We start from the raw sequence: 16085 nt of genomic DNA, 5'->3' as shown, positions 1-16085 counted from the left end.
CGCGAGGCGGCACCTCGCCGCGCGCGCCCCGGTTTGTAGATGTAGTCGCGCTCCGGTTCGACCTTGTGATCGCGCCGGGGCCGGCGCGGCCTTTTTTCGTCGTCGCGTTTGTCGTCGTCGTCGGTCATGGGTCGAGCATGTCACGAATGGACAAAATGGACAGCATGGACCGGATGGACCGAATGGACGCTAACCGCGCGCGCGTGGCCGTGCCCGATTGCATACGACGTTTCCGGCGCCGCGGTATCGACCGCGCACTTCGGCCCCGCCCGAAGCGGAGCCTTCGTTTGCGGCTCTGACGTCGCAATCAATACAAGGCATCGAGCCGGTGCGCGTATTCCGTTTCCACCATGCGGCGCCTCACCTTCTGCGTCGGCGTCAGGCGATCGTTTTCCAGCGTGAACTCCTCGTCCGCGAGGATGAAATCGCGAACGCGCTCGAACGGCGGGAGCTTCTTGTTGACGCGGTCCACCGCTTTTTCGACAAGCTCGCGCACGTCCTTCGAACGCGCCAGATCCGCGTTCGTTTCGAACTCCATGCCTTTGCGCGCCGCCCACGCGCGCACCTCGTCGAAACTCGGCACAATGACCGCCGTCAGGTGCGGGCGGCGGTCGCCGAGCACGCACGCCTGCGCGATGTAGCGGTCGTGCGAAAGCTGCGCCTCGATCGCCTGCGGCGCGACGTTCTTGCCGCCCGACGTGACGATGATGTCCTTCTTGCGATCGGTGATGGTCAGGAATCCGTCCTCGTCGATCGTGCCAATATCTCCGGTATGAAACCAGCCCTTGTTCATCGCGCGCGCCGTGTCGTCGGGCAGGTTGTGATAGCCCTTCATGACGTTCGGCCCGCGCACCAGCACCTCGCCGTCGTCCGCGATGCGGATCTCGACGCCGGGGATCGGCTTGCCCACCGAACCCAGCCGCACCTGGTGCGGGAAGTTCGCCGTGACGACCGGGCTCGTTTCCGTAAGGCCATACCCCTCGTAGATCGCAAGACCCGCCGCGAAGAAAAATTCCGCGATATCCCGGGAAAGCGGCGCGCCGCCGGAGATCATGAAACGAAGCCGCCCGCCGAAACTTTCGCGGATCGGCTGATAAACAAGCGTGTCGGCGAGCGAAAGCTGCAACTCGAGATACGCGGGCGGACGCATCCCCTGGAGGCGATACCACGCGGCCTCGCGGCCGGTTTCCATGGCGCGCCCGAACAGGCCTTCCGCGATGCGCCCCCGGCGCGCGAACTGTTCGGTGATCGCCAAACGCAGTTTCTCAAACACGCGCGGCACGCCGATCATCAACGTCGGCTTCACCTCGACAAGGTCGCCCGCGATATCCGTCACGCCCTCGCCGTAGGCGATCTCCGCGCCGGAAAACAGCATGGCGAAGTGGCCGGCCGTGCGCTCCAGCGAGTGCGACAGCGGCAGGATCGACAGGCTCGTGTCGCCGGGGCCAAGTTGAAAAATCCGCCGCGCCGCGTCCACGTTCGAAAGGATATTCGCGTGCGTCAGCATGACGCCCTTGGGCGTGCCGGTCGTGCCCGATGTATAAATCAGCGTCGCCAGATCGTCGTTCACCGGCGTGTCCCCGCGACGCAAAAGCTCCAACGGATCGCCGTGCGCCTTGCCGAGGTTGACGACGTCGTCGAACGAAAGCACGCGGTCGTCCGCATCGGTGAGATCGGGAATGGGATCGAAGATGATGATGTGCGAAAGGGCCTTGCGCGCGGCCGGCGACGAGAGCGCCTTGCCGAGCTGGAAGTGGTTCGACACCGCCAGAATCTTCGCCCCCGAATCTTCGACGATGTGGCCGATCTGTTGCGCGGTGGAGGTCGGGTAGATGGCCGCGAGCACGCCGCCCACGCAAAGCACGCCAAGATCGGTCATGGCCCAGCAAGGCCGGTTCTCGGAAAGCAGCGCCATTGCGTCGCCCGGGGCGAGGCCAAGCGCGAGCAGGCCGAGCGCGAAGTTTCGCACCTGCTCGTCCACCTCGGCGTACGTCAGGCGCGTCCAGTCGCCGTCCTTGCGGTAGCGCATGCAAAGCGCGTGGGCGTGGCGGCGCGCCGTGTTGTCCCACGCGACGAACAGGTTTTTTTCCTGGGATGTCATAGGGGCTCAAGGGGTTTGACGCGCCGCGTCGAATCGCATCCCTTTATAGATCAAACGCGCGCTCAAACGAAGCGGGAAAATATCTCGTCTGACACGAAAACGCCCGCGTCGGTTAGGCGCACGCGATCGCCCTCGCGCGAAAGGAACCCGCCGGCGACGAGCTCGTCGAATTCCGCGGCGAAGCGCTCGCCGACATCCGCGCCAAGCGCGCGGCTAATCAGCGCCAGGTCCACGCCTACCCGCCGCCGAAGCCCCAGGAAGAGCGCCTCGGACAGCGCCTGCGCCTCGGTCAGCGTTTCCGTTTCCGCAAAGGCCGTGCCGCCCTCGGCCACGCGGCGCATGTACGCGGCGGGGTCGCGATCGTTCACCGAACGCACGCCGTGCGGCGCGTCGGGCGTGTATCCGAACGATGCCGCGCCGCATCCAAGACCGAGGTACGCCCCACGCCGCCAATAGTGCGTGTTGTGCCGGCTCTCGTATCCCGGCCGCGCGAAGTTGGCGATCTCGTAATCGGCAAGCCCGGCCGATAGCAGCCGATCGCGCACGATGCGGAACTCGTCCGCGGCAATGTCGGCGTCCATTTCCTCGCGCTTGCCCTTTTCGAGAAGGCGCGCGAACTCCGTGTCCTCGTAAACCGTCAGGCAATACGCCGACAGGTGCGGCGTGCCGAGCGCGACGAATGCGTCAAGCTCCTGTAAAAGCGCGCCCGCGTCGCGGTCGGGCAGGCCGTACATGATATCGACGCTAATGTTCGAAAAGCCCGCCGCGCGCGCGGCCTCCACGGCGCGCGGCACCTCTTCCGGCGCGTGCCGGCGCCCCAGGCGCGCCAGCACGGCGGCGTCGAGCGATTGCGCGCCGATGGACACGCGGTTGACGCCCGCGGCCGCGAACCCGGCGAACGATTCCGCGTGCGCCGAGCCGGGATTCGCCTCGAGCGTGATCTCCGCGTCGTTGGCGACGTCCACGCGCGCGCGCACGCCGTCGATTAGGCGCCCGATCGCCCGCGGCGAAAACAGCGAGGGCGTGCCGCCGCCGATGTACACCGACGGCGCCGCGCCGCGCATCTCGCCGGCCCGCGCGTCAAGCTCGGCAAAAAGCGCATCGACATACGCATCTTCCGGCGGGCTCGCGTCCGCGTAGCTCGCGAAATCGCAGTACCAGCACTTCGACCGGCACCAGGGGATGTGGATGTAGATGGTGGAGTCCATGGCGTTTTGGCGGCAGGTAGTTTGGCCTGGTTTCCAGAAAATAGAAAACAGAAAATAGGAAATAGAAAACAGAGGGACAAGCGCCGGGTGCATGCGACCGGGGGCGGGGAGGCGCGCGATGGACGTGCGTCGTTTCGCCGCGCGTGTTGCGACGGACTATTTTCTATTTCCTGTTTCCTATTTTCTGTTTTCTATTTTCTCCCCCTGTGGACACATGATCTTGCGTACTCGTTGACACCCCCAACAACATCTAGTAAGCAAGTCGAAATCCTTTTGCCGCCGGAGATGCGATGGACGCGACGAACGCGCAGCGATTGCAGCAAGGCATTCGCCAGGGCGAGGTGGGTCTGAACCGTCTCGCCGATCTCCTTGATTCCGGCGATCTCGACGCCGCCACCGAAACGCTGAAATCGGCCTGGAGCGCGTTTCTCGAACCGCTCGAGGTGCTCGCCGGGGCGTGGGACGGCGAATTCTGGGACGACTACACGTTTCGCTCGGCCATCGAGGACAACATCGAGCGCGCGCAGGTGCTGCTCGAGGAGGCGACGCCCGACACGCTCGCGAACGTGCTCGGCGACCTTCGCCGCATCATCTTCGTCAATCTCGCGCTCACGCGCCGCGCCATTCGCCTGGCTTGCGCCGACCTGGGCCCCGCGGCCCTCGACGAAGCCGCCGACCGCTCCGCCGTCAACGCGTAGGGCATTTCCCGATTGACCCGCGCCCCAGGGACGCGCGATCATCGATGCACGATGACGCGCGCCGCCCCGCGATATTTCGTGTTCGTGTTCATCGCGCTTGTCGCGCTCGCCGCGCCGGCTTGTTCGTGCGGCGACGATGACGACGGCGGCGCGGGCGACGCCCCGGACGACGACGTCACCGACGACGACACGATCGACGTCGACGTCGATGACGACGACGCGGATGATGACGATACGGCGGACGACGACACAATCGACGACGACGCGATCGATGACGACGCGGATGACGATGCTATCGACGACGACACCGATGACGACACCGCGGACGACGACGCGGCGCTCGATCGATTCGTCACCGTGCCCGCGCCGCTCGTGGAGGACGAACCGGCTTACGTCCTGGTGCAGCGGCGCTACCGCATCGGCGACGACAACGTCACCGAGCCGGCGCTTTTCCCGGTCGATGGCGGCGCCCCGCGCTACGGATCGCCCGTGCTGCTTGGCGCGTTCGGCGGCGCGTCGTACATCGTCGAGGATTTCACCGGCGACGGCCTCGCGGAGATCGTCGCGATTGAAAATTCGCTCGATGACGAAGGGGTGGGCAGCGCCCTCGTGCGGCTGCTCGATCCCGCGAATCTCGACTCGAGCGTCACGATCGCGTCTTATCCCGGCGGCCAGGCGCTGCCCGGTCCCCTTTTCGACCTCGATCGCAACGGCTTCCCCGAGCTGGTGATTCGCGTGCGTCCCACGGATGCGTCCGGAAGCGGCGAGGCGCACGCCTACGACGGCACGGAAGGCTTCGCCGATCTTCTGAACCACACCGGCCCGGCCGGCACGTACGTTGATCTGGCCGCCGCACCCGCGCGCAGCGCGTGGGGCAAGGCCGCGCCGCTTTCCGCCGGGCCCGCGGCCGAGATCGCGGTGATCGAGTGGGGCATCGTCGGCCCTCTCTACGAGGCGACCATCCGCGCCGTCGCCGAGGGCGGCATCGCCGGCGACACTTACGGCCCGTTTGCGCAAAACGGCGCCGCCTCGCCCTCGGTGGCGATCCGCGATCTGGACGGCGACGGCGACGCGGAACTGGCGATCGCGTTCGCCAACGCGAGCGAAACGCGCGTGGAGCTGCACGAGTCGCTCGGCCAGGCGTCGCGCAACTTCACGTACGACGCGGGCACCAGCGCGTCCGTATCGCTGCGCCACGACCTGGACGGTGACGGCCTCGCGGATCTTGTCGCCTCGCTCGTCGGCGGCGGCGGAGCCTGGGTCGATCTCTACGCGTCGAGCGCCGCGTACTTTTTCCCCACCGCCTTCGATTTCGGCGGCACGCGCGCCTTTGTCGCGGATGCGCCGCGCGCCGGCGGCATCGGCGGACGCGCGAAATTCGGCGGCGACGTGTTCGCGATCGCGCACGCGGTGACGGGCGCGTCGGCAAGCGCGAAGGTGTCGCTTTTCGACGATCCGGAACAACCCGCGGTGGCCGAAACGACGCAGATCGCGGGCGAGGGATCGCTTCTCGTGTTCGACGCGGCCCTGCGCGATTTCGACGGCGACGACGATGCCGAACTGGCCGTCTTTCAGACGCAGTTGCAAGGCCTCGTCGCGCCGCAGATCGCGTATCGCCTCACGGTGTTTTCCACGGCGAGCACCACCGTGTACGACACCGGCTTCACCGTCGGCGCGGGCGCGCGCGGCGCGTCCTGGGACTACGACGGCGACGGCGCGGCGGAGGTGCAACTCATCCGTTACGGCCAAGGGACGTCCGCCGTGCCGCGCGTCGAAATGCGCGACGGCGCGGGCGACTGGAACACGCCCGTTTTCGAGATCGTCGGCCCGGCCGGCTCGGATGTGCTGATCTACGGGCTCGTGCGTTAAATCGTGGCCGGCAAGCGCGCCTGCTCGACGCGGGCAACGTTCGCGCCGGGCAGGCGCCTACAACAAATTGGATCGATAGGCCTCGGCGTTTCGCGCGCGATTACGCGTTCGGTTCACCCATGACGGGATCGACCAAGGCTTTCACTTCGCAGATCGTGTCGGCGGGAAACCCCGTGAGCTCGGCGTGCTTGCGGACAATCTCCTCGTCTCGGGCGATATAAACGCAGAAGATCTTGTCCGCGGACACGTAGCTGTGCTCCCAGTGCACGTCCGGCCCCAGCTCGTGCAGGACCGCGTTCGATTTGGCGGCGATCTCCTTGAGCTCGGCGGGAGTCGCGTCGCCGGCGCCCGGCATATTTCTCTCGATGACGTACCTCGGCATGAGCCACCTCCGTTGAACTTTCCGGTTGGGAAACAACCCGTCGGTTTAGAAGGCGCCTTTTCGCGGCGAATTTCCGTCGTGTGCCTAACCTGGCCCGGCGATCGCGCGGGGCGCGGCGATCCGTGCAGCGTGTTTGACGACGCCTCCGAAAACGCGGACCGCCGTTACGCGCGCGCGGCTCAGCTCGCGGCCTCCGTGATGCGCCGCTCGTGGTACGGGTTGACGCTGTCGCCCTTCTTGCGCGAGTAGCCGAGCGCGCCCCGCGTGAGCGGGACAAAACGCGAGTCGCCCGAGAAGTTCTCGATGACGCGGATCTTCGTCTGCGCGTCCGGCGCCATCAGTTCCCCGTCCACGCTGCCCGGCGCACCCATGTCCTTGTTGCTGCCCGAGCGCTGCCACTCATACATGGCAAACCGCCAGGCGCCCTTGAAGCCGCCGCCGAAATAGGCCACCGGATGCCGCCCGCCCTGGTTCAGGTTCGCGAGGAACCCGTCGAGGAATGCCAGCCCGAAACGCCCGACACGGCGGTGCATGGGCAGCGGACCGATCTTCTCCGGGCGCAGCGGGCGCAGCATCATCTGGAACGCGACGCGCGCGTAACGCTGGAACTCCTGCCAGCTTTCGATGCGCACGATCATCTTCCACATGTAGCGCGGGCGCAGGTAGAAGCTGAGATAGGCCTTCTTTGTCAGCCGCTCGATGTCCGCGCGCGAAAGCTCGGTCCACGGCGTCGGCAGGATCTGCTCGGGCACGTTTCCACGCACGTATTCGCGCCAGTAGTCGATGCCCGTCGATTCGAAAATGTACTTCTGCTCGAGGTCCGTGTGCGGCTTGATCATCGTGAGCGTGAACTGCGTGTAGTGCAGCGGCAGGCTCTTGGCGAGTTTGATCGTCTTTTGGACGGTCTCTTCGGTCTCGCCAGGATTGCCGATCATAAAAAAGCCAAGCGAGCGGATGCTGTGCGCGTCCAGGCAGTCGAGCACCTTCTTGACGTTATTGGTCACCGCACCCTTTTTGACGTTCTTGAGCACCTGCTCGTCGCCGGACTCGATGCCGAAAAACAGGCGCCGGCATCCGGACGCCGCGAGCGCCTCGACGAGTTCCTGGTCGGGTTCGCCGTCGCTGCGCTTGAACGACAGGCAGTCCACGCGCGTGCGCGCCGACCAGATGATGTCGAGCTTGCGCCGCTGCAGCTCCGCGGAGAAGTCGAGCATGCGCTGGCGATCGAACAGCATGATCGGATCGAAAAAGTCGATCTCGTGGATGCCATGCTCGTTAATGCAGCTTTCCATCTCGTCGACGAGCTGCACGGCCGTGCGGGCCTCGAAGCCCGAATGCCGCATGGAGCAAAACGTGCACGGATACGGGCAGCCGACCTCGGACATGCCGATCGTGAAGTTCTTCCGCTGGGAGACCATCGAGTAGTACTCCTCGTTCGGGAAGATCGACCGGTCGGGCCAGGGGTGCTCGCTGTAGGGAATGTATGGCGCATCGACCGTGCGCTTCACCTGCCCGTTCGCGCGGTAGAGCAGATCGGGCACGTCTTCGTAGCCGCGGCCCGTTTCGAACGCGCGGAGAAAGGGTTCGATGAAGGTGACGGCCTCGCCGACGCACAGATAGTCGAAGCAGTCGTGCTCCATGATTTCGTATGGATACGCCTTGCATTCGTATCCGCCGATCACGACGGGAAGCTGCGTATCGCGCTTGAAGCGCCGCGCCCAAAGCAGCATATCGCGGAAGGTCTGCGTGGCGTGGCCGGCGAATCCGAGGATGTCCGGATTCCAGCCGACAACGTCCTGCAGCACGAAATCGTACCGGGACTTCCGGCACGCGGCGTCGAACAGCCGGACTTCCCACCCGGCGCGTTTGGCCATGGCGGCGACCCAACCGAATCCGATGTGCGGGAACAGCCCGAACTCGTCGTCCGTCGTGGGGAGATTCTCGTTGAACTTCTTGTGAAAGAAGGGCGGATAGATCAGGGCAAGTCGCATGAGCGGCTTTTTCCTTTTTTGGTCGAGGCGGCGTGCATAACTATTCGCTTCCACCGCCCGCACACCGCCTCCCTCTGGCGCCGTGCATGGTTATCGTTCCCGGTTGTTCGCTTTCGAGGCCGGCGTTTGCCGGATTCCTGTCGCCCAAGTCCGGCGCGCTGCAATCCCCCGCAACGCCTCTGCCATCCGGACGAGTTCGACCACGAATCGTCTCACAAATTTATCCGAAATTCACCCCCCGGCGCCATTAGCTTGCAAACGGATTTATTCACGGGTATTGTCGTTCACATGGTCGGACACGTTTCGTACGTAGCCGACTTTTTTTCGTTTTTTTATCTCGAAAAACCCGCCTGCCGCCGGCGCGCGGCCCGTGCTATAACCCGCGCGATTCATCGCCTTTTGGACGGGGGACGCCCATGGATTTTCCGAAACGGTACGATCCAAAAGACGCGGAGCCGCGGCTTCGCGAATTCTGGCGGGAATCGGGCATTTACCGCTTCGATCCCGATGACCCGCGCCCCGTGTTTTCGGTTGACACACCCCCGCCCTACGTCTCGCACGCGCACCTGCATATCGGTCATGCCATGAGCTATTCGCAGGCCGAATTCATCGTGCGCTACAAGCGCATGAAAGGTCATTCGGTTTTTTATCCGATGGGTTTTGACGACAACGGCCTGCCGACCGAACGCTACGTCGAGCAAAAATACAAGATCGACAAGGGCAAGATCAGCCGCGAGGAATTCGTGCGCCTTTGCCTGCAGGAAACCCGCGCCGGCGCCGAGGCCTACCGCGAGCTGTGGGAGTCGCTGGCGATCTCCGTCGATTGGGACCTCACCTACTCCACCATCGACCCGCGCAGCCGGCGCACCGCGCAGTTGAGCTTCCTGGACCTGCACGACAAGGGCCTCGTCGAGCGGCGCGAGGAGCCGATCACCTGGTGCTACACCTGCGGCACGTCGCTGGCGCAGGCCGATATCGACACCGAGGAGCGCGAAACCCGCCTCAACGACATCGCGTTCACCGGACCGGACGGCGAAAGGCTCGTCATCTCCACGACGCGGCCCGAACTGATCCCCGCGTGCGTTGCGTTGTATGCGCATCCGGACGACGAGCGCTACCGCTCGCTGTTCGGACGCACCGCGCGCGTTCCGCTGTTCGATCACGAGGTCGAAATCCGCACGCACGAGTCCGTCGATCCCGCCTTCGGTACCGGCCTTATGATGGTCTGCACCTGGGGCGATGTCGAAGACGTGAAAAAGTGGAAGGAGCATCGCCTCCCCACGCGAAACGTTTTCGGCGCCTGGGGCAAGCTGAACGAGTTGGCCGGCGCCTACGCGGGGCAAAAAGCGTCCGTCGCGCGCGAAAACATCTTGAAGGATCTGGCCGCCGGCGGATTCCTGCTTGGTCAAAAACCGCTCGCGCAATTTGTGGGCGTCCACGACCGCTGCGCGACGCCGGTTGAGTTCGCCATCTCGCCGCAATGGTTCATCTCCGTGCTGCCCGGGCGGGAGGAATACCTGCGTCGCGGCGATGAACTCGCCTGGCACCCGGAGCACTTTCACGTGCGCTACCGCGACTGGGTCGAGGGTCTCAAGTGGGACTGGTGCATCAGCCGCCAGCGCTTCTACGGCGTGCCGTTTCCCGTCTGGTATTGCGAAAAATGCGGTGCGCCGCGTTTCGCGACGCCGGGCGAGCTGCCCGTCGATCCCACAGCCGTGGCCCCGCCCGCCCAAACGACGTGCGCCGCGTGCGGATCGGGCGGCTTCCGCCCCGAGCCCGACGTGATGGATACCTGGATGACAAGCTCGCTGACGCCGCTCATCAACGCGCGGTGGGCGTACGACGACAACCTCATGGACCGGATCTACCCGATGTCGATCCGCGTCCAGGCGTTCGAGATCATCCGAACGTGGCTTTTCTACACTGTCGCGAAAAGCCACCACCACACGCATTCGCTGCCGTGGCGCGACGTGATGATTTCCGGCTGGGGCCTTGACGAAAAAGGCAAGAAAATGAGCAAGCGCGCCGGCAACGTCGTGGACCCCAAAACGGTCATCGACAAATACGGCGCGGATGCCGTGCGCTACTGGTCCGCCGGCGCGACGCTCGGAAACGATCTGCGCTACAACGAACGCGATGTCGCCAACGGCAAGAAGCTTCTGACCAAGCTCTGGAACGCGACGAAGTTCGTCGCGGCGCATTTGTTCGATGAGTCCGGCGCGCGGCGCGAACTTGTCGCGGGCACGCCGACGGCGATCGACCGCTGGATCCAGAGTCGCCTCCAGCAGGTCATCGCCGACGCGACACGCGACCTCGACCAATACGAATACAGCCACGCCCTCGGCACGGCCGAGCGGTTTTTCTTCGGCGAGTTCTGCGACAACTACATCGAGATCGTGAAGGAACGTTTCTGGAATCCCGATGCGTTCGAGCCCGGCGTCGTCGAGGCGGCGCGCTCGACGCTCGCCGAGGTGAATCGCGCGGTGCTGCACCTTTTCGCGCCATTCATCCCGTATATCACCGAGGAGCTCTACCAGCTCGTGTATCGCGGCGACGGCGGCCCCGTTTCCATCCACGTTTCGCCCTGGCCCGTCGCGGACGAGGCGCGCGTCGATCCCGCCGCCATCGAGGCGGGCAACCTCATGCTCGCCGTGCTCACCGGCGCGCGGCGATGGAAAACGGCGCAACAGGTGAATCCGAACTACCCCCTCGCGCGTCTTGCCATCGACGCGCCTCCCGAGTTGGCCGAAAAGCTCGCGCCGCTCGCCGCCGATCTTCGCGCCGCCGCGCACGCGGACACCCTCGAATTCGTCCCCGAAGGCGACGTTGCCACCGACGACGCGCGCATCCGGCTTTCGCTCACCCTCGGCGAAAAGCGACTACGGGAGGACGAGCCGTCGCTGTGATCCACACGGGAGAATCGGCGGATTTCGCTTGACGAACGCGATTCACCACATGCATAATTCACCACATGGTGAATCGAGGGTTCGATGCCCACCTGGCTTCCGAGGATACTGAGACGGATACGGAAAGATGCGTCCGAAAATCGCATTCGACTGACAAACAAGGCTCGTCTCGAAGCCGAACATGGGTTTGGCTTGAAACACATCGATATCTGCGACGTTCTGAAAAAAATGACGTTTCGCGATTTTGCCGAGCGAATCGAATCGATCGACGGAAATGAATGGCTGTACGTTTTCGTGACAGATGTCGCGGGGATTCGCGCGTATATAAAAATCGTACTGCGCGAAAACTGCGTCGTCGTGTCGTTCCATGAAGACAAGATCAATGGTGACAAAAATGGTCGATAAAAAATCAACGACAAAAACGAAATCCGGGCTCCCGCGACGCAAACGCCTGCTCCCCGACGATGCCTGCCCGACGTGTGGCGCGATCATGAAGAAGTCGGTCGGGGCCTTCGCATCGAACGTCAACGGCGAAAGTGTCCAGGTGAAATCGATTCCGCACCTGCTTTGTCCAAAATGCGGAGAGATCATGTTCAATTTTGGCGAGCTAAAGCTCCTTGAGGACGGCGCGCTCGCCATCTACCGCGAGAAATATGGCCTTTTATCCGCCGACGAAATCCGCGCGATCCGCGAGAAATGCAAGCTGACGCAGGCCGAGCTGGCGCGTCTTCTGCGCCTTGGAGCCAACACCGTCTCGCGATGGGAGGCCGGGCGAAACGTGCAGTCCGCCGCGCTCGACACCCTGCTTCGCCTCATCCGCGATGTGCCCGGTAACCTGAAGTATCTGCGCGAGCACGCCGCTTGACAGCCTGTTTCGCCGCGCGACCTGGCGCGATCCTCCGGCGATTGTTGCAAAAATTCGCGATGCGAAATCGGCGATCCGCCGATCTTCCTTGACACCCCGCCGCGATTTGCTAACTTGAAAAGTGGCCGGTTTTCCGCTGTTTACACGGATTTTTCGCGTTTTTTGCCATGAAATCGGAGTTCCAAAGCCGCGCATGCTTCGTGCCGCCGCCCTCGCCGTCTTCGTCTTCGCCGCGGCGGCCTTCGCCCAGGACCCTGTCGTTATATTCCAATGGCGCGACGACGAGGGGCGTTTTCACTACACAAACAACTACAATTCCGTCCCCGCGCCGTTTCGCAAAACGGTCGTCAAGGGCACGTTTGTCCCCGACACGCGGCCAGAGCCCGCGCGCACGCGTTGCGAGGACGCGGCGCCGCGCGTGCTCGAAACCAATTATTTCGTCAAGTCCGGCGCGCTTCACGTCGAGGGTACGTTGCAAAACGGCTTCGCGCAGACCATCTCCTACGTGAAGGTGAAGGTGAGCTTTTTCGATCAGAACGACGCCTTCATAAAGGCGGAAACCACCTTTCTCGATCCGCTCGAACTCGCGCCGTGCGCCAAGGGACGATTTTCGCTCGTCACCCCGCACATCCCGAATGTGGCCGTGCTGAAGACGGAGCCGTCGTGGAAGTAAGCGGCGTCGTCACGCTGACGACCGATTTCGGCACGCGCGACGCTTACGCCGGCGCGATGAAGGGCGTCATCCGCACCCTCGCGCCGCGCGCGGCGATCATCGACATCACGCACGACATCGCGCCGCAAGACGTGGTGCATGGCGCGTATGTGATGGCCGGCGCGTCGCCGCACTTTCCGCCCGGTACGATCCACGTCGGCGTCGTCGATCCCGGCGTCGGCACCGCGCGCCGCGCGATGGCCCTTGCCGCGAACGGCATGGTTTTCGTCGGCCCGGACAACGGGTTGTTCTCCTTTGCTCTCGGCGGCGATTTCCGCGCCTTCGCCCTGCCGATTCCGAAAGACGCAAGCATGACCTTCCACGGGCGCGACGTGTTCGCGCCGGCGGCCGCGCGGATCGCCGCGGGGGCTGACATCGCGTCGCTCGGCGATCCCTTCGACGACCCCGTGCGGCTCGCCGCCTGGGAAATCCGCCGCGACGGCGGGCGCGTCATCGGCTGCGTCGTGCATATCGACCGCTTCGGCAACGCCGTGACCAATCTGCGCCCCTCCGATTTTCCGCAAGGCGCGCGCGAACTGGGCTTATCGCGTGACGGCGCGCCCGCGCGCGCGCCGATCGTCACGGCGTATGGCGAAACCGCGCGCGGCGCCGCGATCTGGCTCGTGGGAAGCGATGGCTGTTACGAACTTGCGGTAAACGGCGGCAGCGCGGCCGAAAAATTCGGTATTGAACGGGGCGATCCCGTAACGGGTCTATGAGGAATGGCGCGCCGGCGCCGCCTTTCGATTGACAACGCCGCCTCGCGCGGCGGATCGTGAAATGGGGCGACAAGGAGTTCGATGTGAAAAAGGATGATCCCAGGCGGGTGGCCGACAAACCCCTCACCCGGCGCGAGGCGATGACCTCGGGCCTCGGCCTTTTTGCCGCCTCGCTTGTCATTCCCCCGTTTCTGAGACCGTTCACGAACGTGACACGCACCGTCATCACCGGCGCCGCCGCCGAGGACGCGCCGGAAAAGGGCGTCCCCTCGAAGCTGAAGTCGCGCGGCCCGGAAAAGACGGTCATCGATCCGAAGTTCGCCAAGTACCTCGGCGAAAAACTCGTGTACGAGGTCGACTTCATGTACACCGTCAAGGCCGCGCAGGTGACGGTGACGCTGCGCCAGGGCTCCGGCGAGGAGATCATCGGCGAACTCGAAGCCAAGGCGCTCGGCGTCGTCGGCTGGGCCACGAACATGAAGCGCCAGGTGTTCAGCTCGCGCCTCGTGGTGCGCGAGATCGATGGCGTCAAGCGCCTCATCCCCACGACGTTTTCCCGTGTTTCCGAAAAGGGCGACAAGGTCACCAAGTCGATCCACCGATTCCTGTACGACAAGCACAAGCGCCTTTATTCGCGCACCGTGAACGGCAAGATGAAAAGGCGGCAGACCAAAAAGATCCCGGCGGACGTGAAGATGTACGAGGACTTCGTCGGGTTCGCCTACAACGTACGCGCCGGCGTTTACGGCGATATCGTGCCGGGCAAGGAGATCAAGATCCGCACCGTCCCCTACAAGGGCGTCGATGAATACACGATCCGCGTCGCCGGCGGCGACGAAATGAAAAAACACGCGAAATGGTTCTCCAAGAATCCCGAGGCGCGCTATCTCGGCGTCGTCAAGATCCATCAGAAGATCTTCGGGCTCAAGACGGGCGAGGGCTACGTCATGACCGACAAGGACCTCGTGCCGGTGGCCGGAAAGATCAAGGACGTCGTCACGTTCGGCGACGTCTCCACGCGTCTTGTCCAACGATCGGGAGGAAGCCCGTCCGCGTAAGGTCGCGGGCGGCCGCCGTCAGGAGTTGACGTGAGCCCATCGACAGACGGTCAGCCGCCGGCGGGCGTCGAACGCCGGCGCCCCCTTGTCGGACCGGTCGCCGAGTGCGTCGATCTGCACCTGCATTCAAACTACTCCGACGCGCCAAAAAGCACGCTTTCGCGCATCGTCGACGCGGTCAAACGCCGCGAGATCGGTATCTCGCTCACCGACCACAACGAAATCCGGGGCGCGATCAAGCTGATCGAGCAAGAGGAAATCCTCGTGCTGCCCGGCATCGAGGTGGGCTCCCGGGAGCGGCTCGAGTTTCTCGTCTACTTCGCCGAGCCGGCGATGCTCGAGGAGTATTATCGCAAGTGCGTCGAGCCCTATAAGCGCGACCGCTATTTCACCAAGCTCGAATGCTCGTTCGCGTCGATCGTGCCGGCCGCCAAGGAAATGGGCGGCCTCGTCGCGCTGCCGCATCCGTTCGCCCCCGGCTACAAGAACATCAACTACAACCAGAAAAGGCGGGAGCTGCTGTTTTCCGCGGACGTTTTTCCGAACATCGACATGATCGAGGTGATCAACGGGCACATGAACGACCAGCGCAACTTTCGCGCGTTCGCCCTCTCGGAAATGTTCGACAAAAACGCGATGGTCGGCTCCGATTCGCACCGCCCCGAGGACATCGGCCGCACCTTCATGCGCCTCAATCGACCGGGTGACCGCCGCGGCCTGTTCGATCTCCTGACCCTGCCGATCCGCATCGGCATGCGCGAGTCGTATTCGCTCGCCCACCTGGCGCGCACCTCCCGCTCGGTCGCGCCGCGCCATCTGCAACTCTTCTTTTCGCGCAAGCACCAGCGCGAATGGATGATGAAATACGAACCGAGCGCCGCGCTCAACGCCAATAACTCGTCCGCGGAAGGCGACAAGTAAGGTGCGCGCAACGCGGCGCGGCCTCGGTGCGGCCTCGCTTCTCGCCGTTCTTTTCGCCCTCATCCTGACCGCCTGCAAGAACGCCGCGCCCGCCGCGACCGATCCCGATTCGAAATTCTGCGTGCGAAAATTTTCGGGCGAGGCGATCGGCACCTGGTGGCACGTCACCGCGCTTGAGGCCGAGCCCAAGGCGCTGACCGGCGAGAAACTCGAGGCCGCCATCGTTGATGCGATCGCCGAGGTGGATCGGCTCATGTCCACTTATCGGGAGGACAGCGAGGTCGTCGCGATCAACCGCGCGCCCGCCGGCGCATGGGTAAACGTTTCGCCCTCGACAAGCGAGGTCATCGCCCTCGCGATCGAAACGGCCAGCCTCACGGGCGGCGCGTTCGATCCCACCGTCGCGCCGATCGTTGACGCGCTCGGCTTCGGCCCGGAATCGAAGCTGACGCCCGAACAGGTGAAGACGATCCCCATTGGCATCGCGCACCTCACGCTCGACGCGCCGAACCGCCGCGTCAAAAAAGACGACGGCGCCGTCATGATCGACCTGTCCGCGATCGCCAAGGGCTACGCCGTCGATCGCGTCGTCGATGCGCTCGCCGCGCTCGGCATCGAGAACATGATGGTGGAGATCGGCGGCGAGGTGCGCGTC

Annotated in this window: 14 protein-coding genes; 10 read left to right on the top strand and 4 right to left on the bottom strand. The window is 64.2% G+C overall.

What is annotated here, in order from left to right:
- Nucleotides 1-307: 307 nt before the first annotated feature.
- A complete protein-coding gene (locus K8I61_03235) occupies nucleotides 308-2101 on the bottom strand; it encodes a long-chain fatty acid--CoA ligase (protein MBZ0271023.1) in 1794 nt (597 codons plus the stop codon).
- A 62-nt stretch (nucleotides 2102-2163) separates the two neighbouring features.
- Nucleotides 2164-3309, bottom strand: a complete 1146-nt coding sequence (gene hemW / locus K8I61_03230) for a radical SAM family heme chaperone HemW (protein MBZ0271022.1) — start codon at nucleotides 3307-3309, stop codon at nucleotides 2164-2166.
- A 290-nt stretch (nucleotides 3310-3599) separates the two neighbouring features.
- Here hemW and K8I61_03225 point away from each other — a divergent pair, with 290 nt between their 5' ends.
- On the top strand, nucleotides 3600-4007 hold the full coding sequence (locus K8I61_03225; GenBank protein ID MBZ0271021.1) for a hypothetical protein: 408 nt from the start codon (nucleotides 3600-3602) through the stop codon (nucleotides 4005-4007).
- 51 nt (nucleotides 4008-4058) lie between these two features.
- Nucleotides 4059-5876 carry a hypothetical protein gene (locus K8I61_03220; protein ID MBZ0271020.1) on the top strand — a complete coding sequence of 606 codons (1818 nt, stop codon included), beginning with the start codon at nucleotides 4059-4061 and terminating at the stop codon, nucleotides 5874-5876.
- Between the two features lie 100 nt (nucleotides 5877-5976).
- On the opposite strand, the gene K8I61_03215 is transcribed toward K8I61_03220, so the two are convergent.
- Together K8I61_03215 and K8I61_03210 are read right to left on the bottom strand one after the other, a co-directional pair.
- A complete protein-coding gene (locus K8I61_03215; GenBank protein MBZ0271019.1) occupies nucleotides 5977-6258 on the bottom strand; it encodes a DUF4242 domain-containing protein in 282 nt (93 codons plus the stop codon).
- A 179-nt stretch (nucleotides 6259-6437) separates the two neighbouring features.
- Complete coding sequence (locus K8I61_03210) at nucleotides 6438-8249, bottom strand: B12-binding domain-containing radical SAM protein (protein MBZ0271018.1); 1812 nt, start codon at nucleotides 8247-8249, stop codon at nucleotides 6438-6440.
- A 416-nt stretch (nucleotides 8250-8665) separates the two neighbouring features.
- Between K8I61_03210 and K8I61_03205 the strand changes: the two genes are divergently transcribed.
- The 8 genes from K8I61_03205 to K8I61_03170 all read left to right on the top strand — a co-directional run.
- The gene (locus K8I61_03205; GenBank protein MBZ0271017.1) at nucleotides 8666-11155 is read left to right on the top strand and encodes a valine--tRNA ligase; all 2490 of its coding nucleotides are present in this window, start codon (nucleotides 8666-8668) and stop codon (nucleotides 11153-11155) included.
- 84 nt (nucleotides 11156-11239) lie between these two features.
- On the top strand, nucleotides 11240-11560 hold the full coding sequence (locus K8I61_03200; protein MBZ0271016.1) for a type II toxin-antitoxin system MqsR family toxin: 321 nt from the start codon (nucleotides 11240-11242) through the stop codon (nucleotides 11558-11560).
- Between the two features lie 85 nt (nucleotides 11561-11645).
- On the top strand, nucleotides 11646-12020 hold the full coding sequence (locus tag K8I61_03195) for a type II toxin-antitoxin system MqsA family antitoxin (GenBank protein MBZ0271015.1): 375 nt from the start codon (nucleotides 11646-11648) through the stop codon (nucleotides 12018-12020).
- Nucleotides 12021-12213: 193 nt separating this feature from the next.
- The gene (locus K8I61_03190) at nucleotides 12214-12693 is read left to right on the top strand and encodes a DUF3426 domain-containing protein (protein MBZ0271014.1); all 480 of its coding nucleotides are present in this window, start codon (nucleotides 12214-12216) and stop codon (nucleotides 12691-12693) included.
- A complete protein-coding gene (locus K8I61_03185) occupies nucleotides 12684-13451 on the top strand; it encodes an SAM-dependent chlorinase/fluorinase (protein MBZ0271013.1) in 768 nt (255 codons plus the stop codon). Before K8I61_03190 ends, K8I61_03185 begins: the two co-directional genes overlap by 10 nt.
- A 107-nt stretch (nucleotides 13452-13558) precedes the next feature.
- The gene (locus tag K8I61_03180; protein ID MBZ0271012.1) at nucleotides 13559-14509 is read left to right on the top strand and encodes a DUF3108 domain-containing protein; all 951 of its coding nucleotides are present in this window, start codon (nucleotides 13559-13561) and stop codon (nucleotides 14507-14509) included.
- A gap of 30 nt (nucleotides 14510-14539) precedes the next feature.
- Nucleotides 14540-15430: a hypothetical protein gene (locus K8I61_03175; GenBank protein MBZ0271011.1), complete on the top strand. Its 891-nt coding sequence runs from the start codon at nucleotides 14540-14542 to the stop codon at nucleotides 15428-15430.
- A gap of 1 nt (nucleotide 15431) precedes the next feature.
- Nucleotides 15432-16085 (top strand): FAD:protein FMN transferase (locus tag K8I61_03170; protein ID MBZ0271010.1); only part of this gene is annotated, 654 nt, incomplete at its 3' end.

Source organism: bacterium, from assembly GCA_019912885.1.
Classification (GTDB): domain Bacteria; phylum Lernaellota; class Lernaellaia; order JACKCT01; family JACKCT01; genus JAIOHV01.
Note: the sequence above shows the minus strand (reverse complement) of the source record. Positions and strands in the feature narration are given on the sequence as shown.